Raw genomic sequence first — 22,060 nt, forward strand, 5'->3', positions numbered from 1 at the left:
ATAATTCAGGTTTTATTCACTTCTTAGTGAAACCACAGGTTCCAGTTTGGCAGCTCGCCTTGCCGGGTAAAAACCAAAGAAAACACCAGTAGCCACAGAAACAGCAAATCCCGCCAGAGGTGGTAGTAGCAACAGGCTGAACGTCCAGTGGCTAAAATAAGCCACAATCCAGGTGAAGATTAATCCCAGGATCACCCCCAAAATACCCCCCAAAAGTGCCAGCATAATCGACTCCATCAGGAACAGAGCCTGAATTTCACGATTTTTGGCGCCTACGGCTTTGCGAATGCCAATTTCTTTTTTTCGTTCACTGACTGAAACCAGCATGACGTTCATCACGCCGATACCGCCCACCAGCAGAGAAATGCCACCGATCACGGCCAGCAGTAAGGTAAAAATATGGCCTTGGCTTTCCATGCTGGATATGATTTGCTTTGCGCTGCGGGCAAAAACATTTAATTTTGGATTTTGAGCATTGATGATTTGCTTTATCTGATCGATGCTGCCATCGATTGGGCCATCCTCTTGCAGCTTCAAAACGGCATTGGCAATTTTGCTGTCCTTAGCCACCAGCGGCAAACCAGCAATGGGGATGATTACTGCTTGATTGACGTCTTCATTAAAAAAACCATTTTCCTTCCAGGGCTTAGCCACACCAATAATGCTATATAAAGCCTGACCAATACGGATTTGCTTGCCAATTGGGTCATCCAAAGTGATCTCTTGCAGTTGCCTGGCCAAGCCATCCCCAATCACACAATAGTGCTCAAACGATTGTAGAAAAGAGACAAAATGGCCGCGCGCCAATTCAATATGAACGATGTCTGCCAAAGACTCATCTGCACCAATAATTGCCCCTTGCAGGGTTTTGCCTTGAAAACTCATCGATTGATAAGACGTACCATAGGGAGCAATTTTTTTTACCGTTGAAATCCGTTCTGGAATTTGCCGCCAAAGCTCCAGTGAAAGCTGATCTTCACCGCTGCTTGATTTTCCGGGTGCCTGTTGAAAAACAGAGACCGCAAGCAAATCGGTTCCCAAAGCTTTAAACTGCTCCAAGGCTTTTTGGGTGGCAAGCTCACCACAGCTGATTAAAGCCACCACCGCAGCCGTTCCTACAAGAATACCCAACACGGCCAGTAGAGAGCGCAATTTGGCAGCACTCAAGTTGATGATCGCCTGGGAAAGATAGCGAAGCCAATTCATTGATAATGCTCCGCAACTATTTCACCATCCGCAAGAGTGATTCTCCGGTTACACTGGGCGGCTACTTGATCATCATGGGTCACCATGATGATGCTTCGCCCTTGGGCATGAAGCTTGTGAAACAGTTTCATCACTTCGCTGCCCGTCCGCGAATCCAGGGCTCCCGTTGGCTCATCCGCTAAAATGACTTGCGGTTCGGCCACCAATGCTCTGGCAATGGCCACGCGCTGTTGCTGGCCACCAGACAATTGGGTGGGCCGATGATGGGCAAAAGAAGCCATTCCCACCTGATTTAAGGCATCAAGCACCCGCTCTTTGATCTCAGCTGATGAAACGGAACGATAAGTCAATGGTAATGCTACATTTTGCTCGGCGCTAAATCTTGGGAGTAAATTAAATTGTTGAAAGACAAAGCCGATGCTGTGGTTGCGGAGTTGGGCCAAATCATCTTCATTTAAGCCAGCCACATTTTGTCCTCTTAACCGATATTCACCACCATCAGCCTTGTCCAGCAAACCAATTATATTCATCAATGTGGATTTGCCTGAACCTGAAGCACCAACAATGGCCAGCAATTCACCCTCTTTGACTTCTAGTGACACCTCTTTCAACACTTTAGAACTAAAACCCTCAAGGTAATAGGTTTTACTTATCCTGTTTAAATCAATCAAGACCTTAGTCATAGGCCACAACATCTCCAGACTTAAGACCGGAAGCAATGATGACTTTATTGGCCTGAGCAGCGCCTGTGGTCACGGGTCGGGAATAAAAAGAACCATCACTGGCCTGCACTTTGACCATGCTACTGCCCTTTTCCTGCTTCACCGCACTGATGGGAACTTGCAGCTGGTTATTTGAATCAATATTAATCGCAATGGCTGCGCTCATGCCTACTTTTACCCATGCCCGCTGCTCAGGCGTGAGGTTTTTGACTTCGACTACGGCACTGAAAGACGGCAAAGAACCATTGCCGGTATTGCTTGCCTGAACATTAACCGCAACCAATTGACCTTGCAACGTCTGTTTGCCCAAAGCCACACCGGTGATCGTTGCAGGCATACCTGAGTGGATTTTATCGATATCAATTTCAGGAACGTCAATTTCTACACTTACCCCGCTCAAGTCACCCACCAGCGCAATAACTTGATTGGATTTGACCAGCGTCCCCACATTGAGTTTATTAGACTTGTCATCACCATTGGTTTTAGGCGGGTAAAGCAAAATACCATCCGCGGGGGCTTTCAAGCGAATCCGGTTATGATTGCTGCTTAAAGCCTGTCTGACCTTATCGAATTCGGCAATGCTTAAGGAGGACAGGTTTTTAGTTGAACCATCATCCATCCTTTCCAGCATTTCACTTAATTTTCGGGTAGCCTGCATAAGCGTCATTCGTGCTGTATCTAAACTTGATTTTTCACTCAGGTAGTTGTTTTTTGACATTAGACCAGAATCCCAAAGTTCCTGTGTGCCGACGAATTTTGCTTTGGCGATGCTGTAATTATCCTTGGATTTAAGGTATTCAGTCAGGGTTTCATTGTATTGTTTCTGTAATTCATTCGAATTCAAAGTCACCACAACTTCACCTTTTTTAACAAATTGTCCGTAGTGATGATGCATGGTTTCAATGATTCCCTCCACCGGGGTAGTAATTGCACTTTCATGCAAAGGTTCAATGGTGCCTGTGAAAAATAAGGTTTTATGAACCGGTTCTGGCTTAACGACGTAGGTGTGCAACTCTTTTTTCTGCTGATTTTGCGGATTGCCACAAGCAATAAGCCAGCTTGCCAGAAAAACAATTATAAAAACGTTTAATACTCGATTCATTTGCCATACCTAAGTTTAATTTGCCAGGACTCCAGGGTAGTTCCCAAAAGCAGTTGTAAAGCGGATAACTGATTCAGATAAGCAATTTTTGCACTAATCAAACCAGCTTGAGCCTGGATGAGTTGATTTTGAGTGTTATTGACATCCAAAGAGGTTGCAATGCCCGCTTCCAATCGTTTCTTTTCCAAAGCATAGGATTGTGCGGCTAATTTTACTTGTTTTTGCGCTAATTGGTAACGTTTTGCCAAGCTATTAATGTTGTTGATGATATTGGTGATGTTCGTTTCCAATGCACGCTTGGCCGCAATGAGATTTAAGCGGTCCTTTTCCAGTTTAACCTTGGCATTGATTAATTGACTTCGCCGATTTAAATCATGGATGGGAATCGTTAATGACACACGAGCGGCTTCAGTTATATTCTGGCCATTGTAAATATTGCGAAAACCATTGGAGGTAACGCTGTTCACATCGGTCACATTACCACTTTGCACATTAGCACCCACATCAAGCTGCCATAATTGCTGATTTTTAGCCAACTTATAGGCTCGCTCATCCGCTCTGATGAGCATTTTGAGAGCCAAAAATTGGGTATTGTGGTTTAACGCCAAATCAATCGATTGTTGTAAGTTAGGAATAACTATTTTTTCCAAAGCCACATCACTGGGCACCGACAGACGCATTTTGGGGTCAAGGCCAATGGTTTGCAGCAAATCCTGTGCAGCCGTTTGAAAATCGTTCTCGGCCTGCTCAACCAATAACTTTAAAGATTCTATTTGGTAGGATTGTTGAATGTTGGCCGTTGGTTCCAGTTGCCCTGCCTTGATTTTCTTCTCATTAATCCCATAGGTTCTGCGGGCTTCTTTAAGCTGCAACCTTTGATTTTCCAAATTGTTCCCGCTCAGAATTAAAGCTCGGTATGCCATAATGACCTGAGTGATTTGATCACTCACTGATTGCTGTAAATTGAGCTTGTTCAGCCATTCATTGTCCAAAGCATTTAGCAGTCCGGCCTCATTCACTTCTTTACCAAATCCCCTCAGCAAAGGTTGGGTGATTGATAAATTAAGCACTGGCGTGAAACTGTTGTAATTGGAAACATTATTATCGAGGTTTAAAGAGAGTTGTGTACCCAGTTTAGTTTTCAGATTCAGCTCAGGAGTGGCCAAGGCGCTGCTGCTATTGGTCGAGCCAACGCCACTGAATCGGGTTCTTTGAGCCACGGCCGAACCGGCTAAGGCATATTGCAACTCAAATTCATTATGGGCAAGACGTATTTGATATCGTTGAATGATGCGATCCAGTTCGGCATTTTGAATGTTCGGATTGTAGCGGAGCGCCAAAAGAATCGCTTCGCGCAAACTAAGGCGTTTAGGTTTTTTATTGCTTGCATCCGGTGCCGTAGGCAAGTCAACCCAATTATTAATCAGATACTCAGGGTTATTAATAGCTTGTTGCAAGCGCTCTTCCGCCGCCAACACACGCGATGCTTCTTCCGTCGGCGCATTCATCCAGGAATAAGTGGCAGCATCTTTGCCATCAACATTGTCGGGGGCGGCTATCAGTTTCAGAGCGAAGCCAATGCCAAAAACGACAGCAAGCCATCGCATGCGGGGCAAATTCATTGGAGGAGAACCAACCTTAAAAATACTTGTTGCAAACTCATGTTTAAAATTAAACCATATATTTGCTGCCGACAGAAGAGTTTCAATGGCAAAACAGCTTTCTTACGAGCTTACGAGGCGGCCAACAGAGCGTTATTAAAGCTCCAGGCTTTTGCCCGCAGCTTGTTGAATGAACAATTTTTTTAACGGAGGCAAACGATTACAAAACGACAATCCGAAAGCCCGTAAACGGCTCACTACCCTTAAGGGATTTAAAAAGACAGCTTTTAAGCCCTCCATCATGGCAATGATCTGCCACACGGCATATCGTCTTTGTCTCTGATAGAAACCCAACAACTTAAGATTGATGCGGTTGCTTGAACCATCAAGTGCTTGCAACCAGCAATCCACATCGGCAAGCCCAACATTTAAACCTAAGCCTGCCAATGGGTGAATGGTATGAGCAGCATCACCCATGAGTATCCAGTTTTGTCCGCTGTACTGTTTGGCATGACGCATGGTCAATGGAAAACCATAGCGGGCACCTTGAACTTCGACCTTGCCCAGCTTACTGGCAAAAGCCTTTTCCAGCTCATGATTGAAATCTTCTGCTGAAAGGGCCATAAGCTTTTTTGCATGTGCTGGCGTAGTCGACCAAACGATGGAACATAGGTGTTCATCCGCCAAGGGAAGAAAAGCGAGAGGCCCATCTGAATTGAATACCTGATAAGCCGTTTTTTGGTGGGGTTTTTCTGTTTTTACCAGAGCCACAATGGCATCTTGATGGTAAGACCAAGAGGTGAGTCCTACATTCAGTAGTTTCCGGCAGAGAGAATTGGCGCCATCGGCGATCATCAATAACTTTGCTTCCCAACTGCTATTGGCGGCAGACACGGTGATGCGGTCATTTGCCTGCTCAATGCACTCTATTTTACTGTCAGCAAATAAATGAACTTTTTGCCAATGTGCAATTTCCTTTAACAAGGCTTCTTTTAATACAGTTTCTTCAAGAATATGCCCCAATGCACTGGCTTTGACCTCTCTTGAATCAAAATCGATGTGAGCACGATTGCCGGCATCCCAGACATGCATGCGCTGATAAGGCGACAGCCGCTCTTGCTTTATTTGTTGCCAAACATTGAGCTGCTCAAACAATTCCTGGGAAGCCAAATTAATTGCATAAACGCGCGGGTCAAAGCGGTTGCTGTCGATGATTAATGAAGTACCGTCTATTACAGCCACTGTGAAGTCGCGTTTGGCCATAGCCAAAGCCGCAGTCAAACCGACGATGCCCCCTCCAACTACAACGACGTCAAACTGGTGATTCATTGACCATCCTCCAGATCAATCCCACAGACCAAATCGGGCGTAATGCCCCCAAAACCTTGTGTATAATGGCGTAACAGCTTTTTCAAAACAGTGAAATGCTCCATGGCCATTAAGCCCGCATTACGGGCAAGCGCCATACCAGGCAAGCGGCTGGTGAAAATTTTAATGAGGCCATCGGTTAATGTTACAATGGCTCGTTGATCATGCCGTCTCATCGAGGAGTAATTAGCAAGCATGGCTTCATTTAACCCGTCATTCATAATGCATTGCGCCAAAGCGGCCACGTCGCGAAGGCCCAGGTTAAATCCCTGCCCGGCTACCGGATGCAAGGTGTGCACGGCATTTCCAACAAATACAAAGGGCCATTTTACGGCAGTTGGCATGAGAACTTGTTTTAAAGGGAAGAGCATGCGCTCCCCGGCCCGACAAAAACGGCCTAAGCGATAGCCAAAGGCTTGTTGCAAGGCTTTTAAAAATTCTTTTTCGGAAACGATCATGAGCTGCTGTGCCTGCTGAGGCGGCAAAGCCCAAACCAGCGATGCTCTATTATCGGTTAGCGGGAGCATTGCCAAGGGGCCTGAGGGAGTAAACCGCTCATAGGCTACATGATCATGCGTGCGAGCCAAGCCAATATTGGCAACAATGGCTTGCTGATGGTAATCATGGGTTTTGGTTTTCAAATTCAGTAATTGGCGCACAGCTGAATGAGTGCCATCGGCTGCTACCACCAGTTTCGCCGAAATTTTAAATTGCTGGCCATTAGGCGTGGTCACCAGGGCAATTCCGCTTGCCTCGTCTAATTGGCTTAATTGGGCAGGCGCTAACACATCATCTTTATTTAAAAGTTGCTGAAGCGCTTGGTTAATATAAGGCATTTCAACTACATAACCTAATGCCTTTCCAGGCTTGGCTTGCAAACGTGTGGCAGCAAACTGCCTTTGCTCGGAAACGTGAATTTGGCGAATACTCGTTGCCTTATTTTCCAGCAAAGGCCAGATGTTGAGCTTTTCTAAAATACGGATACTAGCCGGAGATAAAGCCAGACTACGTGCGTCGAAGTTAATGTCTGCTTTCTCGCTAAGCGGTTTATTATCGATCAATAAAACACGAAAACCTTTTCCTGCCAAAGCAAGCAGCAAGGCCGCCCCAGTGAGCCCGCCACCAACAATTAAAATATCAAGTTCTTTTTCAACCACGCACTAAAGCCTCTATTTCTTCAACATCAACGGGCAATGCGGCTGTTAAATTCTCATGACCATCCTGGCAAACTAAAATATCGTCCTCAATCCGCACACCAATATTCCACCAGCGCTCATCAACCCCTGCCATATTGGCAGTGATGTATATACCTGGCTCTACCGTAAGCACCATTCCTGGCTCAAGTGAGCGCCATTCACCGTCAATTTTGTAACGCCCGGCATCATGAACATCAAGGCCTAACCAATGTCCTGAGTTATGCATGTAAAAGGGTTTATAGGCTTCCCCGGAAATCAGGCGGTCAATATCCCCTTTTAAAATACCGAGCTCACACAATCCTTCTGTTAAAACTCTCACAATGATTCGTTGAACTTCATTCCAGCGCAAACCAGGTTTTACAGCAGCAATCCCGGCTCGCTGCGCTTTTAAAACCAATTCGTAAATGGCGCGTTGCTCTGCATTGAACCGGCCATTGATGGGGAATGTCCGGGTGATATCGGCTGCGTAATTGGCGTACTCACCGCCTGCGTCGATCAACAGCAAATCGCCTGAATGCAAGTTTTGGTTGTTTTCAGTGTAATGAAGTATGCAGCTGTTGGCACCACTTGCAACAATGGGGTCATAAGCTACGCTGCGGCAACCCCCGCGGCTAAATTCATAAATCAATTCGGCTTCTAGCTGATATTCATTGTGTGCATCCCGGCAGGCACGCATGGCGCGCTTATGGGCGAGCACTGAAATTTCCGCCGCTTTGCGCATCAAAGCAATTTCAGCTTCGCTCTTGAATAAGCGCATTTCACTCAACACCGGTTCGAGGTCATAAACCGCCTCAGGGGCTTTAATTCCTCGCCTTATGAACCCTTTAACCCTCTGCAAAGTATTTAAAATTTTATCCTCATAGGCGGGATAGCGCCCCAAGGCATAATACAGCGCAGATTTACCCGCCAATAAGTCGCCTAATCGGGTTTCCAGCTCGTGAATGGAAAAGGCTGCGTTAACGCCCAGTACTTCACAGGCTGCCTCTTGCCCCAAACGTCTTCCAGTCCATTGCTCTTGAGCCGCATCATGAGGACGGTTAAACAGATAACTTTCACCTTCAGGGCCGGAAAATATAACCAGCATGGCCTCAGGTTCATTGAAGCCGGTGAGATAATAAAAATCACTATCCTGGCGGAAACGGTAATGACTATCCCCGCTTCGAAGGGCTTCACTGGCGGCCGGAATAATGGCCACTGCATTTGCATGAAGTTGCTTGGCCAATTTCTTGCGTCTGGCTTGATACTCTTCTTTTGTAATCATTTTTGTCCCTTGCCTATTGCTGCGCGTGCCATTAATGAGTGGTATTCGTAGAGGCCTTATTGCCATCACCCAGGATGTCACCATAGATACGTAACACAGCCATCCGAGCGTATTCACTCACTTCCATGAGCGCTTTTTCATCTTCTTCATCGACTTCCAAAGATTCATAATCCAGCTGGGCAAATTCAAGCATGTGCTGCAAGGCCTCCTGAGAGTCTTCTTCTTGCAGCTGCTCATAACCAATCCCTGCTAAAGTCATGCCCTGGATAAAGCCATCACACCATTCGCTAAAGGCTTGAGCGCGAGCGATTAAAGGTTCCTCTTCATCAGGAAGCAAAAGCTGAAATTCAAAATCAAAATTAGCCAACTGTTGTTGGCTGATGGCATAAACGTCAAACATAGCCAAGGCCGCAGCGCGAGTGGCCTCATCCTTGTTGTGCTTTAAGGTTAAAGCCCGCAGGTAAGCTTCGCCCTCGGCGGGGGCTCCTGCGCAAAGATAACCGCACATTACGCCATGCAATTCACTGATTGAAATAGGCAGTGTCAAAACGCTCAAATCATCAAAAAAAGTTTGATAGGTTGGAAGATGTAAACCCTGGCTTTCGATAGGCATAATAAACTCATTATCAGAAAATAATCAATCATAACTGATTTGCCGGAGCAAGCCAAAATTGCTACCATTTGATAAAGCACTGTCACACTGTATAGGCTAAGGAAATGACTACCTCAAAATCATGTTCAATTAAATTAATGAATAAAATTTATGAAATTAAATGTCCCGACAGTGAGATGGACAATCTTCAACAGGCTGCTGAAAAGTTAAATCAGCATCTCATGCACAATAAAAAGAAATTCAAATCACTGGATGATTTTCAAACGCTATTGTTAGCCGCTTTGCATGTCAGCCATGAATTAATCACTTGCCAAAGGCAGCAAGAACAGCAAAGGCAGCAAGTCACGCAGTTCATTAATTCCTTGGAAAATAAAATTCATCAAGTTGTGCATGGCAATCTCATCCATGATCCGCAAACTGATTAATCCCTTGCCAGGGGTAATCTGCCCCTTTCTTGACAATAGGCAGAATGTATTCTAAATTTCTATTGTGCAGCGCAACATAATAGGGAGATTATCATGCAACAAGATTATATGGGAAACTGGTCTTCAATGATGCATCGTGTGCAAAAGCCTTTACAGGATATGATGGAATTGAATGCACGCACCCTGCAAAATTTAAGCTATTTAAAACCTGAAGACTTGCAACAAATTCGAAAACCAGAAGAACTGTTTGAAAAACAAATGAATGTGTTTGTCGAAAACGGACACAAGGCTTTGGATTATATGCAAAAAAGCTTTGCCATTTTTGAAAACAGCCTCATGTCTATATCCAGAGAGGTAAAAAACACTTCCGAGCAAGCTCGGGGAAGAATGTAAACGGGCTGTGCAGATAGAAGTCTTCGCAGGATTCCTCAAAACACAAGCGTGTTGCGAGGAATCTGCGCTCGAGTGTTCAGAATAACATTATTGAGATTTATAAGTCTTGGTCCGTATTCGCTTTGCGGTTCTTGTTTTTCCACTCAAGATCGATGCTGCCCACTTCCAGGCCATTTAAGTTATCATCAACCGCGACGCGATTATCAAACACAAAGCAGGTCCCTTCCCAAAGAGATTTTTCTTTTGGCATTTTTTCAATATAGTTCAAAATACCACCATTTAATTGATAAACCTCTTCAAAGCCCAGATTTTTTAAATACACGGTAGATTTTTCACAACGTATACCGCCCGTGCAAAACATGGCGATTTTTTTATTTTTATGTTGGGTCAGATTTTTTTCGACGTAGTCAGGGAAATCTCTGAAGTTTTCTGTTTTGGGGTTGATAGCACCCTTGAATGTGCCAAGTTTAACTTCATAATCATTTCGGGTGTCAATCACCAGCACTTCTGGATCTGAAATCAGTTGATTCCACTCCTCGGGTTCCACATGCGTTCCGGAAATTTGATGTGGGTCGACGTTATCCACGCCAAGTGTGACGATTTCCTTGCGTAGTTTCACTTTGGATTTATCAAAGGGATTGAACGGGCTTTGGCTGAATTTAAAGCTTAACTGTTCAAGCCCAGGGTATTGCTTAAGATGCTCGATGAAACAAGTTAAATTTTCTTGCTCGCCACAAATTGTGCCGTTGATGCCTTCAGATGCAAGAATAATTGTGCCCTTAATCCCTTTTTCCTTCATAAAAGTTAATATCGGCTCCTTCATGGAGGTATAGTCAGGAAAAGGGGTGAATTCGTAAAAAGCAGCAACTACATAGTTCATTTTTATACCTGAGTGAAAATTCTATCTTCTAGATGGAATACTAATTTTTGAGATTGATTGCGCATTCTAACGATGCGGCAAGCCGTCCACAATCCATTTGAATTTTACCACAATTGTGCAATACCTGGGAATTCTTACAAATATTGCTAAGTAATTCATGCTTGGCATTTGCCAATAATTTGCCATTCAGGCCAATGATTGTATATATTTTTAACATAGGGTGTTTGTTTTTACCCTATCTTTCCAGTTTGTAACAGAAGGAAGTTATCATGTCTGAAAAGCAACAACGCACCGCAGCGAGCATGCGGCAAAAAATGCTAAGCCGTTACGGCGATGACTCTCACCATAAGCACAATAAAAATCACCACCCCTACCGAAAACACTGCCGTTCTCATCCGGCACAATTGAATCATGAAACGAAAGATCTGGAATTAAATAGCTCAACGGGATTAATTCGCGCGTTTAAATTAAGAAAAATGCGTAAACGACTGGATAAAGGTCGCTTCCATTGATAAAGTAATGTAATCCTCCAGGTTAGCCACTTCCTGGTTGGGAGCAGCACGGCGTGGTCTGAGTTTTCTCAGACCACATTTCCTCAAGGCTATCCGGTCTTAAGTGGTTTTCAGCACATACAATCGCAGCAAAGTAACCACTCGGAGCACTCCTTGGGTTGTTCTGGCAATTTCAATGACGCGGTTCGCTTGTTCAACAGGAACATCTCCCATGAGATAAACGATGCAATCGGCGGTGACAATTTTGAAAATATTGGGATCAATGGACGAATCGGCAAAAATTCTACTGCGTATTTTCGTGGTAATCCAACTGTCCTGAACGGCGTTACCAGGTGTATTACTAATATCCAATTCATTAAACAAACGGCGATAACCGGAAACTCTTTTTACGCGTCTTAAGGCCTCCTCTCGCATCTGCAAATTGGGTAGGTGCCCTGCCAACAATATATCACCGTTAAAAACAGCCACATCAATAGCCACATTTCGCTGATTAAATAATGTACCTTCGTACAGCAGGTGATGAACATTGGCTGATAATTCGTAATCACTTACTTTTTTATAAATATTGTGGCGATCGTAAACCAACATTGCCCCAGTCCAAACATTACTGAGGCAAGATGTAAGAAGACTGCAGCCTAAACTCAGGGCTAAAATTACACATCCTTGCTTTCTCATATTGCCCTATTCTGGTCAAACGATGTATTGAAACACTTTTACAACCTTTTGCACACCATCAACTTGTCTTGCCACACTGACTGCCAGGTCGGCTTGTTCATGCGTTGCGATACCCATTAAATAAACCACCGCATTTTCGGTTACAATGCGAATTGAGCCGGATTCAAGTCCTTTTTTCGTCAGCATTAAACTGCGGACCTGACTGGTAATCCAAGTGTCTTTGGTTCTCTGGCTTAAAGGGATTGGGAAAGCAACGGTGATTTCATTATACACACGTCGCACGTTGGGCGTATTTCGCGCAATTTTTTCCGCCATGCTGCGCAAGCCCATATTGGGAACTTGTCCCACCAATAGAACCACCTGGTTAAAACTGCTTACAATCACCCTGGAATCAGCAAAAGCAGGGTTGCTGACCAGTTGATTATGGATCACATGAAAAATGCGGGTATCGCTTTCTAACGTGGTGATGCTTCTTCGATCATAAACAACCAGTCCTGCAGCAGCCCCAGCCACTACAACAGCAACACAACTGCAAAGCAATGAACTGATAAGTAAATAAACAATAGTGCGCAACTTCATATTTATCCCATCATTTGGCCAAACAAAGATTGATCAATTAAATCGCAAAAACAATGCAAAATAAACAGATGAATTTCACGAATGCGTGCAGCATTATCATTAATGACTCTTAGTTCAATATCTTCTGGACCGAGATGATTCGCTAAAAGTCCGCCATCGCGACCTGTTAAGGCAATGCTGTCCATTCCTCGGTCATTCGCAGCATTAACTGCTTGCAAAATGTTGTCGGCGTTACCCGACGTCGATAAAACAATGAGGACGTCTTCTTCCTGGCCCAAAGCATGAATTTGCCTTGCAAAAACCTGATCATAGTGGCTGTTATTGGCCACCGAAGTCATTGCAGAGACGTCACTTGTTAAAGCAATTGCAGGCAAAGAAGGCCTTTCCACCTCAAAATGGCTCATCATTGCCGCTGAAAAATGGAGGCAATTGGCTGCCGAACCACCATTGCCACACAACAGTATTTTCCCATCGTTCAATAAACAATTAGCCAATCGCTGACCCGCTTTGGCTACTTGAGTGGTTAAAGCATCAGCTACAGCAATTTGGCTTTCTATGCTCGCGCCAAAAAGCTGCCTGACTCTTTCTTCCATTTGTGTCATATGTCTATTCCAGCCCAGTTAAAATAGAGTGCATTAAAAATCGAGCCCGAAGGCATTTCTTATCCAGTTAATGGTTTCACTTCCATCCAAGCTCAACACATCAAAACGGCTTGGTTGCTTACTATGATTTGGGTGAACTAACAAATAGTGTGAGGCGGCCTTGAGTAATTTTTGCTTTTTTGCCCAGCCAATACTGGCCGCCGCTCCGCCAAAAGACAATGATGAGCGGCTTCGAACCTCTACAAATATTAGGCAGCTTCCCTCGCTCATGATCAAATCAATTTCACCCCATCTACACCGGTAATTGCTGCCAATCCATTTTAAACCTTGGGCAAGAAGATAATTTTTTGCCCGCTGCTCCGCTGCAGTCCCAAGTTGTCTTGACATGTTTTCCTTGTACAAGTGACTTCATGATCAAATGGCTGTCGAATCGTTTAGGTGCTCTCCGTCATTTGGACAGCCACACCCTGCTTAAACTGCGCCCAAGCAGGAACTCTTGCTACTTGTTGCGCCTGATTGAGATACAGTACGCCGCTTTTATCATGAATACCCATTGTCGGAAATACCTGTAATTGGTTCAATTGATTCGCTAAAGCAAAACTGTCCATGCCCAGGGCGTATAATCGATTGTAGCTGTTTAACTGCTCAGGCCAATTTCTGCTGCCCATTTGATGTTTAAAGACAAAAGGCATGTCGCAGAAAATAATGCCATCCAAATCCTTGTCTTTCATCGCATTGACACTCCCGCTATACACAGAGGAGGTCGCATAAACGGGTATGTCACCGGCGTAGTAATATTTAAGAAGAGGCATAATTTGCCTGGCTTTAGAGGGATAGGCCAATAGAAATATCATGTCAAAATCCTGCCGGCGGGTTTGTGCAACCTGAACTCGATGACCCAACAATTGTTTGATTTTTTTCTCTCGCTCTTGGCTGTCGGTGACTTTTAGCAAAGACTTGATGGCTAAATTAAGATCGCTATTATTTGCATAACTTAATTTATCAACAATGACTCCCCCCATAGTTTGCCATTGTGCACCAAAGCCATTAGCAATTTCCTCACCCCATGCGCCAGCTGGTGCAATCACCAATGCCCTTCGATGACCGTTTTTACCCGCTTTAAGGGCCACTTGTTTTGCTTCATTCACCGGGGAAAGACCAAAGCGGTAGGCGTTACTGCTTAAATTGGTTTCGATATCATTTAACAACAGTGTGGGAACAGGATGATTCATATCCGCTATTGCTGCAACATCAGGCTTGCTAAGAGGACCGACAATGTAGTCTGCGCCTTCTGCCAAAGCTTGTTGATAAAGTTCAGTAACATTTCCCTTGGCCGTATCATACAGTCGAATTCCTGTTGAATTCCCTTCAGCATTGGCAGCGGCCATGAAACCATCCCTTACGGCTTCGCCTGGACCTGCCAGAGGGCCTGTTAAAGGCAGGAGTAGTGCCATTTGCCGAGGCCGGTGAGTTAAAGAAGGCTTCACTTCTGAAAGAGACGGAGGCAAAATGACATTGGCCGGATGATTAGGATACTGCTGCCGCCATTCTTCAACTTGCCCTAAATTGGAACTCATGCTCCCTTGGTGATCTCTGGCTATTAAGGCCAATTTCATCCAGCCCTGAACATCGGAACCGTCTTTGGCTTCAACGGCCAAAGTGTTAAGCTCTTCAATGGGGAGCTTGGTTAGCGTAAGCCAGAGCACTTTGCTGTTTGCAAGCCGCTCTTCTTCATTCGGGATGATCCGTTCCAACTTAATGCGCTCATGAACTGACTCGGTCGTATTACCAACGGATTCATAAGCACTGGCCAGAATGTCATGATATTGAACTTGATAAAAATCAGGTAAGCTGCTAAGGTCTCGAACCATAGACAGCTTGGCTATGGCTGCTCGTGCTTGTTGGCGTGTTACATCAATTTTTGCCAGTAGAATTGCTTTTTCAGCAGCCTGAACGTAAGGCAAATCGTCACCCATTTGCGACAAATTGTCTAAACCTTCGCGCCATTGACCATCATAAATTTGGCGGCCTGCTGCCATGAGCATGAGGTTTTGCTGTGCTTCCCCGCTTTGATTTTTTGCCAATGCAAGATAGGCGGATGCTGGCATAGTATAAGGTGTACTCGCCTGCTGATTACTGCGTCGAGCTTGCGCTTGATTTTCAGCAATCTTGGTGCATTGAGAAAGAAGTATCACGCAGATACACAAGGACAAAATTTTTAAAAATGATTTTGCTAACATGAAAGATAGGTCCTAGATGCGGGCAACGCAATAGAATAAACTATGGTAAAAAGTTCAGCAACCTCTTACGGTACTCTTTATATTGTTGCCACGCCAATTGGTAATCGCGAGGATATTAGCATTCGTGCTTTAAATACCCTAAGCGCAGTCGACTCCATTCTCGCTGAAGACACTCGCCATTCCTTGCAGTTATTAACCAGCCTTGGTCTGCAAAAACCGTTAATTTCCTTGCATGCTCATAATGAGGCCGAAAAAAGCCAACAAATCATTGATGCCTTACAGAATGGTAAATCCTTTGCTCTAATCAGTGATGCTGGAACACCATTAATTAGTGATCCTGGTTTCACCCTGGTTCGCCTGGCTCGGGAAAAAAACATCGAAGTCATCCCCATCCCTGGTCCTTGTGCCTTAATCACGGCATTAAGCGCCGCGGGAGTTCCCTGTGACAGTTTTATTTTTTCAGGTTTTTTACCAGCAAAATCGAAGGCTCGTAAAGATAAACTGAATGAACTAAGACAACTTGAACACACGGTCGTCCTCTATGAATCCACTCACCGCATATTAGACTGCCTAAAGGATATTGCGGAAGCATTCGGGGCGGATTACTGTTTTGTTCTGGCCAAAGAACTGACTAAAGCTTATGAGCGCTTTATTCATGGGAACAGCGCAGAAATCATTTCTTGGCTCGATGAAGACGAGGCCCATGTCAAAGGGGAGTTTGTTTTGATTCTCCCGGCTAAACCTTCCGTCAATGACCGAAAGCATGAGGAGGAAATTTTATCTCTTTTGCTTAAAGAAGTACCCTTAAAACAAGCCGTTAAATTAACCTCTCAAATTACCAAAGCGAATAAAAACGAGGTTTATAAGCTTGCTCTTCGCCTTGAGCAGGAATTAAAGTTTAAATAAAGCCCACTCCATTAAGCATTGCCCCTCACCGCTCTTTATTTTAGGATTAAAGTTCATAAGGAAAATAAACTATATTATTTATATAAGTTTAAGGGGTTACCTATGCCTTGGCCTAAGAAGTTAAGTTTTTTACTTATCTATGCGCTCATCCCTTTACCCTTCATTGGTTTTTGGGCAGGAGGATTTTATAATTTTCTAACCATCGGTCTTTTATTTTTAATTGTTCCTGCTATCGACTATTTCCTGCAGGACTCCGAAAATCCCAGTGAAGAAACGAAAAAAAACCTGATAAAAGACCAGTACTTCAGCAACATTGTCCTCTTGTTTGTCCCTGTTCAAGTGATCTTATTAGTTGCTGGGGTCATTTTGGTCAGTAAAACCGACTTAAGCTGGTATGAATGGCTGGGTTTTACCATTTCAGTAGGCATGCTTACAGGGGGTGGCGGGATCAATTTAGCTCATGAATTGATGCATAAAAATAACTCTGTACAGCAATTAATGAGTAAAATTTTACTCTCTACCGTTTGCTATGGGCAATTTTACATTGATCATGTCCGGGGACATCACGTCCGGGTTGCTACTCCTGAAGACCCTTCTTCTGCCCGCTTTGGCGAAAGCGTTTATCATTTTTTACCACGAACCATTTTTGGTTCTATGAAATCCTCGTTCAACTTGGAAAAAAGGCGCTTGGCGCAAAAGAACATTTCTTTCCTCAGTTACCACAATCAATTGTGGTGGATTATTTTCGCACCCATTGTTTTAGCTGTACTCTCTTTTCTTTACGGCGGCTGGTCGGCTTTGTTTTTTTTCCTGGGGCAAGCCATTGTTGCATTTACGATTCTTGAGATTGTGAACTACGTTGAGCATTATGGTCTTGAACGAAAAAAATTAGCCAATGGCCAATACGAGCGAGTATCTGCACAACACGCTTGGAATGCAAATCATTGGCTCAGCAATATGCTTCTGTTTCATTTGCAAAGGCATTCTGATCATCACATCCATGGAGCCAACCCCTACCAAATATTGGAGCATGTCGAAGAAAGCCCACAACTGCCTTCTGGATATTTGGGCATGATGCTATTGGCTCTGATACCGAGCTTTTGGTTTGCTGTTATGAACAAGAGAGTGTTGGCTTATCGTCAAAAACAGGCGATGAATTCCGCGGAGTACCGCGGAACTCATTAAAGTTATTAGCCAGCTACACCGGGAGTAGAACCAGAGGGTCCTGCAACGCTGCCTGAGCCGCCAAACATGGTTGAGCCAGACACACCGAGAATACTTGGCAAAAACAGTAGGGCCGCGGCAATAAAAACCAGGGCAATTGGCGTACCAATGGGCACTTGGGTAGGATTATCCTTATGCTGCTTAAACTTCATAATGGCACCAATAGCAAACGCCAAGCCAGCGAGGTAGGAACCTGCGGTTATTAACTTGGCCACGCTCGTGAATGATCCGGTAACACTACTGGCCATATTTCCTAAGCTGGGGGAGCTGCCTGCCACTGCTTCGCCCATAAATAGCATGACTGCAGCAGAGCCTAAGAACAGAAATAGCTCTTTTAACCTTTGGTGCAACTTTGGAGTACTCACTTGTTTCTCCTTACTTACTTTCCATAAACATGTAGTATTGCTACTACTCTCCCAAATCAATTACTCCAAAAGATAATGATTTATCTTTTAGTAAGAATAAGCACATACAAGTTTAACTTGCAATGTTCCCCAATGGCAATTTTCAATTAAATTCAAATTATTGTCGCATTTGAATTAGTTCTCCCGTATCAAGCAATCATGCCCTGAAAATTTATGCCATAAATAGCAACACTAAAATCTTTTAGAAAATTCGTATCCTGTGGCCAGCATTTAGCACTTTGTGTATCGCTCATCCATAAAGACACTCTCAGCAGGGACTATGGCGACATGAAAGACAAATAATTGAGCTTTTCAAATGCATTATTCAGGAAATGCATGGCCAATGCTGTGGTTAATGCCGCTTACCAAATTTGAGGGAACCTCAGGGCATAAAAAATTGAATGGCGGCGTTTTTAAAAAGCGATTTGGATCAAGAACTCAATTAATACGGGATTTCATTTTCGTTCTCATTTATTAATCAAAGGAGGCAAGGCCACTCGTGTGGATACCATAAGCTTGCCTTATGGCTTCAGAATCAATTTCACTACACAACTTGTCTGCCCCATAAGTAGAAGTAAACTAAGAATTTAAATCATTCTATTTGGCCAAAAAGCACGTTTTTTAGTCAAATAGTGACAGAACATCTTAGTATAAGTAGAGTTGACCTCAAGGTTTAACCCATGTCCTAATGGCAAAGAGTTGAAACCTCCTATTGTGAGTTGTAGTTAAACACCGAAAAGGCCTCTGTTTAGAGTTCATCCTCACCTACAAACTTAACCCAACACCTCATTTAAAAGCATTAAATAGTGCTTATCCTTAGTGTGCTTACAAGCTAAATGCTTTTGCAGGAACAATTTTAATGATGCTTTTTTGGCCGCAGGCGGTTGGTCGATCTTCAACTCCAAAGCCAAGGTCAAAGCACAATTTAACGTGGCCAGCTGTTCAACAATCCCTTTTATGTTTAAATTCTGCTCTTCAGTAGAAAGTTTCTTCAACTCAGAGAGTTCGTCCCTCAAAGCCTCTATTTTTTCTTTTAGCATGTTTTTGTATTCAAAGTTTTCAGGCTGTTGTTCCAGTAATTGCCAAAGATGTTGCATGATGATTTCATCCACATGGAATTTGTGGATGTCTCTTAATAGTTGCATCCATAAGGTAAAATGCGTCCCCTCCCAGTTTTCACAAACGATGCAATCTCGAAGTAAGCGCGGTAAAGAGGAAAAACTTTCAATGGTGCCATTACCGGCCAGAATATCAATGCAATGATGAATATTTTCCACAGAGTGTTTGGCGGTAAAATATTTATTTAAATTAGCCAGGGTACGCATTAGAAGTTGCCTTTCTTTATCCTGTTCACTTGCTGGCTTCTTATCCAAATCATCCTGAAGATAAGCCATGTGGAAGATACTGGCCAGCATCGCCAAATTATCCGCTTTAATCTCAGCCAAAGTTTCTTTTACCAAAGGATAATCAATGATGTAATGATTAAAGGCCACCCGATTCATAGCGTAATAATAAGCTATTTGATAAGCTCTTCTGGCCATGCCAAGCACTGAAAAGGCATTAAACATACGCGACAAATGCAAAACATTCTCCATGACCAGATGAATGCCTTCGTGGATTGGCTCAATAGGAAACGCGTAAGCCCCTTCAAAATCAATTTCACCGGTTGCCATTGAGCGAGTGCCAATCTTTTGTTTCAAGCGTCTGATGCGGTAATGGTTCTGCTCGCCATTTGCTAAACGACTAGGGACCAGAAATAAGCCCAGTCCTTTTGTGCCTTCCTTTTGCTTGTCGAAGCGAGCTGTCATAAGAATGAGTTCGGCATTGGCATTTGAACAAAACCATTTCTCACCCACAATCCGCCATTGTTGCTCATCGTCCTGATAAGCATAACTTGCATTAGTGCCCACATCCGAGCCACCCTGAATTTCAGTTAGGAATTGCGCACCGGTAAAATTTTCTCTAAAAGAAGGTTCGCTTAACTTTTGTAAGTACAAAGACGAGTCCGCCTTATTTTGATGATGATTTAGCACACGGATAATCCCTGCTGAACAAGCAATGGGACAATTATGGCCAGCTTCTCCGGCATGTGAAGATAAAAGAAACAGGCTCAAGGTTTTGCGCATTTGCCCAGGCTTTAGTAAATAATGCATAAGACCAGAACCGTAAATCACATCACCGGCGGCTTGATAGGAGGGGTGATGAATGACTTTATCTTGCCGATGTCCCAAGGCATCATACTGATCCAGTTTAGGCAGATTGGCATCCAGATTATTTTCCATCACTAAAGGTTCCAGTTCGGTAACGACACGGATGGAAAATTTTTGAAGTTCCTGAAGAAACTCTGGCTCACTTGCAAAATAGCAGCGATAGCTGTGCATTAAAGAGCTGTCTTCCAATAAGATATTGGTTCTCAGTTGTTGTTGCCAGTTGCTGAAATGTTCCCTGGCTTTTTGGTGTGCATCTAATTCAGTCATATAGCCCTCCTGGCTTAATCTCTCATCATACAAAACATTACTCGACAAATACTAGGGAGCACAGCTTTATCATTTCTTTTGATAAAATATACACTTAGCCTTTTTAATTTGAATTCCCTTCAGATAGAATATTTTTATTCGTTTCTAACGGACTTCATCATGCCAAAGCGACTCTTTGCGTTTTTCCTGCTGAGTTTATTCCATACAGTCGGCTCTGCTCAAACCTTAAAACAAGTCCTGATTGCCGATCCTGTCTGGGGTAAACGCCCGGTCCTTTATGAAGAACAAAATGGCTTTGCGGTGAGTGAAGGCGACATTATTCTTGCCAAGGTAGCCGAGCTGTCCCGCCGATCAGCGATAGTTATTACTTTGAATATGGGAGGAGGCCGCTGGACAAATGCACTTGTGCCTTATGAAATTTCAGAGGATTTGCCTTTTATGAATAAATTGGCAATTTTACAAGCAATTGCCCATTGGCAAGATAAAACAGCCATCCGATTCGTGGAACTAACCAGTAAGAATCGTCATCAATATTCCGATTACATTTCATTCATTCCTGCACCTGGTACAACTTGCTCTTCTTACGTGGGCAAACAGGGCGGAAAGCAAGAAATTAATCTCTCTCCTCGCTGCAATACGATGAATACAGTCCATGAGATTGGTCACGCCTTGGGATTATGGCATGAACAATCACGTGCCGATCGCAGCAACTATATTCGTATTCTCTGGGAGAATATTGAAGAAGATCATCAGTATAATTTTGATCAGCATTTAACAGATGGCAGTGATTTTGGTGAATACGATTATCAATCAATCATGCATTATGGCCCTTATGCCTTTTCAAAAAATGGTGAAAGAACGATTATTCCCTTGGCCGAAGGAGTGCAAATTGGCCAAAGAGAGCGTTTAAGTGAAAAAGACATTGCGGCAATAAAGGCTATGTATCCTGAGGCTTAACTTAATAGTAGATCATTCTTGTGATTACCAACCGATCCCAGCAAAAAGAGCTTCTCGATCTTGGTCCTGATTTTTACACTCAGGATGAGTATCAAGATGCTTTACAGAAGCTCTTTCAAATCAACCGGCTTTTTGGCTTCCTTAGCAGCACAAAGAAAGTTTTAAAACAATTTCCTGAAGTGTCCACATTGATTGATATTGGCTGCGGCGGGGGTTTGTTTCTCCTTCATCTGCAAAAGCGATTTCCACAAATAGGCATGCTCGGTATAGATATTAACCCTGATGCCATTACTTTGGCGCAAGCGGAATTGGACCGTTGGAAAAAGGAAGGAGCCGCTTTAAACTTGTCTTTTGCATCGCAGTCTGCTGCAGAAGTTTTTATTCAATCCCGCTATGACGCCATTCTTGCAACACTGGTATGTCATCACTTGAGCGATGAGGAGCTGATCGAGTTTTTGCAAAACGCTTATGAGAATGCCAATCGCTTGGTACTAATCAATGACGTACAGCGACATGTCCTCTCTTACCACTCCTATGCCTGGTTAAGTCCTTTTTTGTTTGCCAATCGCTTAATCACTCACGATGGTTTAATCTCGATTCAGCGTGGTTTTACTCGCAAGGAATGGCAAAGGCTGTTTGCAAAAGCCAATATTAAGCAATACCAAATAAAATGGTGCTGGCCTTTTCGTTGGCAAATTATTTTGAGAAAAAATTGAA

Annotated in this window: 23 protein-coding genes; 7 read left to right on the forward strand and 16 right to left on the reverse strand. The window is 43.7% G+C overall.

The annotated features are described in order from the left end of the window. Positions 1-12 precede the first annotated feature (12 nt). The 8 genes from EL203_RS14095 to EL203_RS14130 form a co-directional block, all read right to left on the reverse strand. The gene (locus EL203_RS14095; RefSeq protein ID WP_058471617.1) at positions 13-1,206 is read right to left on the reverse strand and encodes an ABC transporter permease; all 1,194 of its coding nucleotides are present in this window, start codon (positions 1,204-1,206) and stop codon (positions 13-15) included. After that, on the reverse strand, positions 1,203-1,889 hold the full coding sequence (locus EL203_RS14100; protein ID WP_183145237.1) for an ABC transporter ATP-binding protein: 687 nt from the start codon (positions 1,887-1,889) through the stop codon (positions 1,203-1,205). Before EL203_RS14100 ends, EL203_RS14095 begins: the two co-directional genes overlap by 4 nt. Further along, entirely contained in the window at positions 1,882-3,030 is a 1,149-nt protein-coding gene (locus tag EL203_RS14105; protein WP_058471616.1) for an efflux RND transporter periplasmic adaptor subunit, read from the reverse strand. Before EL203_RS14105 ends, EL203_RS14100 begins: the two co-directional genes overlap by 8 nt. After that, entirely contained in the window at positions 3,027-4,538 is a 1,512-nt protein-coding gene (locus tag EL203_RS14110; RefSeq protein WP_232004104.1) for a TolC family protein, read from the reverse strand. The genes EL203_RS14105 and EL203_RS14110 overlap by 4 nt, the downstream gene beginning before the upstream one ends. 249 nt (positions 4,539-4,787) lie before the next feature. After that, positions 4,788-5,960, reverse strand: a complete 1,173-nt coding sequence (locus EL203_RS14115) for an FAD-dependent monooxygenase (RefSeq protein WP_058471615.1) — start codon at positions 5,958-5,960, stop codon at positions 4,788-4,790. Further along, positions 5,957-7,156, reverse strand: a complete 1,200-nt coding sequence (ubiH, locus tag EL203_RS14120) for a 2-octaprenyl-6-methoxyphenyl hydroxylase (RefSeq protein ID WP_058471614.1) — start codon at positions 7,154-7,156, stop codon at positions 5,957-5,959. Before ubiH ends, EL203_RS14115 begins: the two co-directional genes overlap by 4 nt. Continuing rightward, positions 7,149-8,456, reverse strand: a complete 1,308-nt coding sequence (gene pepP / locus EL203_RS14125) for a Xaa-Pro aminopeptidase (protein WP_058471613.1) — start codon at positions 8,454-8,456, stop codon at positions 7,149-7,151. Before pepP ends, ubiH begins: the two co-directional genes overlap by 8 nt. 31 nt (positions 8,457-8,487) lie before the next feature. Further along, positions 8,488-9,069: a UPF0149 family protein gene (locus tag EL203_RS14130; RefSeq protein WP_058471612.1), complete on the reverse strand. Its 582-nt coding sequence runs from the start codon at positions 9,067-9,069 to the stop codon at positions 8,488-8,490. A 104-nt stretch (positions 9,070-9,173) separates the two neighbouring features. Here EL203_RS14130 and EL203_RS14135 point away from each other — a divergent pair, with 104 nt between their 5' ends. Together EL203_RS14135 and EL203_RS14140 are read left to right on the forward strand one after the other, a co-directional pair. Continuing rightward, the gene (locus EL203_RS14135) at positions 9,174-9,494 is read left to right on the forward strand and encodes a cell division protein ZapA (RefSeq protein ID WP_058471611.1); all 321 of its coding nucleotides are present in this window, start codon (positions 9,174-9,176) and stop codon (positions 9,492-9,494) included. A gap of 93 nt (positions 9,495-9,587) precedes the next feature. Next, entirely contained in the window at positions 9,588-9,887 is a 300-nt protein-coding gene (locus EL203_RS14140) for a hypothetical protein (RefSeq protein WP_058471610.1), read from the forward strand. A gap of 97 nt (positions 9,888-9,984) precedes the next feature. Here EL203_RS14140 and trhO read toward each other — a convergent pair whose 3' ends face one another. Further along, positions 9,985-10,767, reverse strand: coding sequence for an oxygen-dependent tRNA uridine(34) hydroxylase TrhO (gene trhO, locus EL203_RS14145; protein ID WP_058471609.1), 783 nt, complete (start codon positions 10,765-10,767; stop codon positions 9,985-9,987). Positions 10,768-11,036: 269 nt separating this feature from the next. Between trhO and EL203_RS14150 the strand changes: the two genes are divergently transcribed. After that, on the forward strand, positions 11,037-11,279 hold the full coding sequence (locus EL203_RS14150; RefSeq protein WP_058471608.1) for a hypothetical protein: 243 nt from the start codon (positions 11,037-11,039) through the stop codon (positions 11,277-11,279). Between the two features lie 99 nt (positions 11,280-11,378). Here EL203_RS14150 and EL203_RS14155 read toward each other — a convergent pair whose 3' ends face one another. The 5 genes from EL203_RS14155 to EL203_RS14175 are packed head-to-tail and all read right to left on the reverse strand — an operon-like array spanning position 11,379 to position 15,375. Continuing rightward, entirely contained in the window at positions 11,379-11,954 is a 576-nt protein-coding gene (locus EL203_RS14155; protein ID WP_058471607.1) for a BON domain-containing protein, read from the reverse strand. Positions 11,955-11,969: 15 nt separating this feature from the next. Then, positions 11,970-12,533 (reverse strand): BON domain-containing protein, encoded by a 564-nt coding sequence (locus tag EL203_RS14160; protein ID WP_122224951.1) that lies wholly within the window; start codon positions 12,531-12,533, stop codon positions 11,970-11,972. Positions 12,534-12,535: 2 nt separating this feature from the next. Further along, positions 12,536-13,135 (reverse strand): D-sedoheptulose-7-phosphate isomerase, encoded by a 600-nt coding sequence (locus EL203_RS14165; protein WP_082647184.1) that lies wholly within the window; start codon positions 13,133-13,135, stop codon positions 12,536-12,538. A 33-nt stretch (positions 13,136-13,168) separates the two neighbouring features. Continuing rightward, entirely contained in the window at positions 13,169-13,522 is a 354-nt protein-coding gene (locus tag EL203_RS14170) for a YraN family protein (protein ID WP_058471605.1), read from the reverse strand. 47 nt (positions 13,523-13,569) lie between these two features. Then, positions 13,570-15,375, reverse strand: a complete 1,806-nt coding sequence (locus EL203_RS14175; RefSeq protein WP_058471604.1) for a penicillin-binding protein activator — start codon at positions 15,373-15,375, stop codon at positions 13,570-13,572. 42 nt (positions 15,376-15,417) lie between these two features. On the opposite strand from EL203_RS14175, the gene rsmI reads away from it, so the two are divergent. After that, positions 15,418-16,281, forward strand: coding sequence for a 16S rRNA (cytidine(1402)-2'-O)-methyltransferase (rsmI, locus tag EL203_RS14180; RefSeq protein WP_058471603.1), 864 nt, complete (start codon positions 15,418-15,420; stop codon positions 16,279-16,281). 102 nt (positions 16,282-16,383) lie between these two features. After that, the gene (locus EL203_RS14185) at positions 16,384-17,466 is read left to right on the forward strand and encodes an alkane 1-monooxygenase (RefSeq protein ID WP_058471602.1); all 1,083 of its coding nucleotides are present in this window, start codon (positions 16,384-16,386) and stop codon (positions 17,464-17,466) included. A gap of 5 nt (positions 17,467-17,471) precedes the next feature. Here EL203_RS14185 and EL203_RS14190 read toward each other — a convergent pair whose 3' ends face one another. Then, positions 17,472-17,804 carry a type IV secretion protein IcmD gene (locus EL203_RS14190; RefSeq protein WP_232004105.1) on the reverse strand — a complete coding sequence of 111 codons (333 nt, stop codon included), beginning with the start codon at positions 17,802-17,804 and terminating at the stop codon, positions 17,472-17,474. Between the two features lie 878 nt (positions 17,805-18,682). Continuing rightward, a complete protein-coding gene (locus EL203_RS14195; RefSeq protein ID WP_058471601.1) occupies positions 18,683-20,386 on the reverse strand; it encodes an acyl-CoA dehydrogenase family protein in 1,704 nt (567 codons plus the stop codon). 159 nt (positions 20,387-20,545) lie between these two features. Between EL203_RS14195 and legP the strand changes: the two genes are divergently transcribed. Beyond that, positions 20,546-21,343, forward strand: coding sequence for a Dot/Icm T4SS effector Zinc-dependent metalloprotease LegP (legP, locus tag EL203_RS14200; RefSeq protein ID WP_058471600.1), 798 nt, complete (start codon positions 20,546-20,548; stop codon positions 21,341-21,343). A 20-nt stretch (positions 21,344-21,363) separates the two neighbouring features. Next, positions 21,364-22,059, forward strand: coding sequence for a methyltransferase (locus EL203_RS14205; protein ID WP_058471599.1), 696 nt, complete (start codon positions 21,364-21,366; stop codon positions 22,057-22,059). Position 22,060 lies beyond the last annotated feature (1 nt).

This window comes from Legionella jordanis, from assembly GCF_900637635.1.
Taxonomy (GTDB): Bacteria; Pseudomonadota; Gammaproteobacteria; order Legionellales; family Legionellaceae; genus Tatlockia; species Tatlockia jordanis.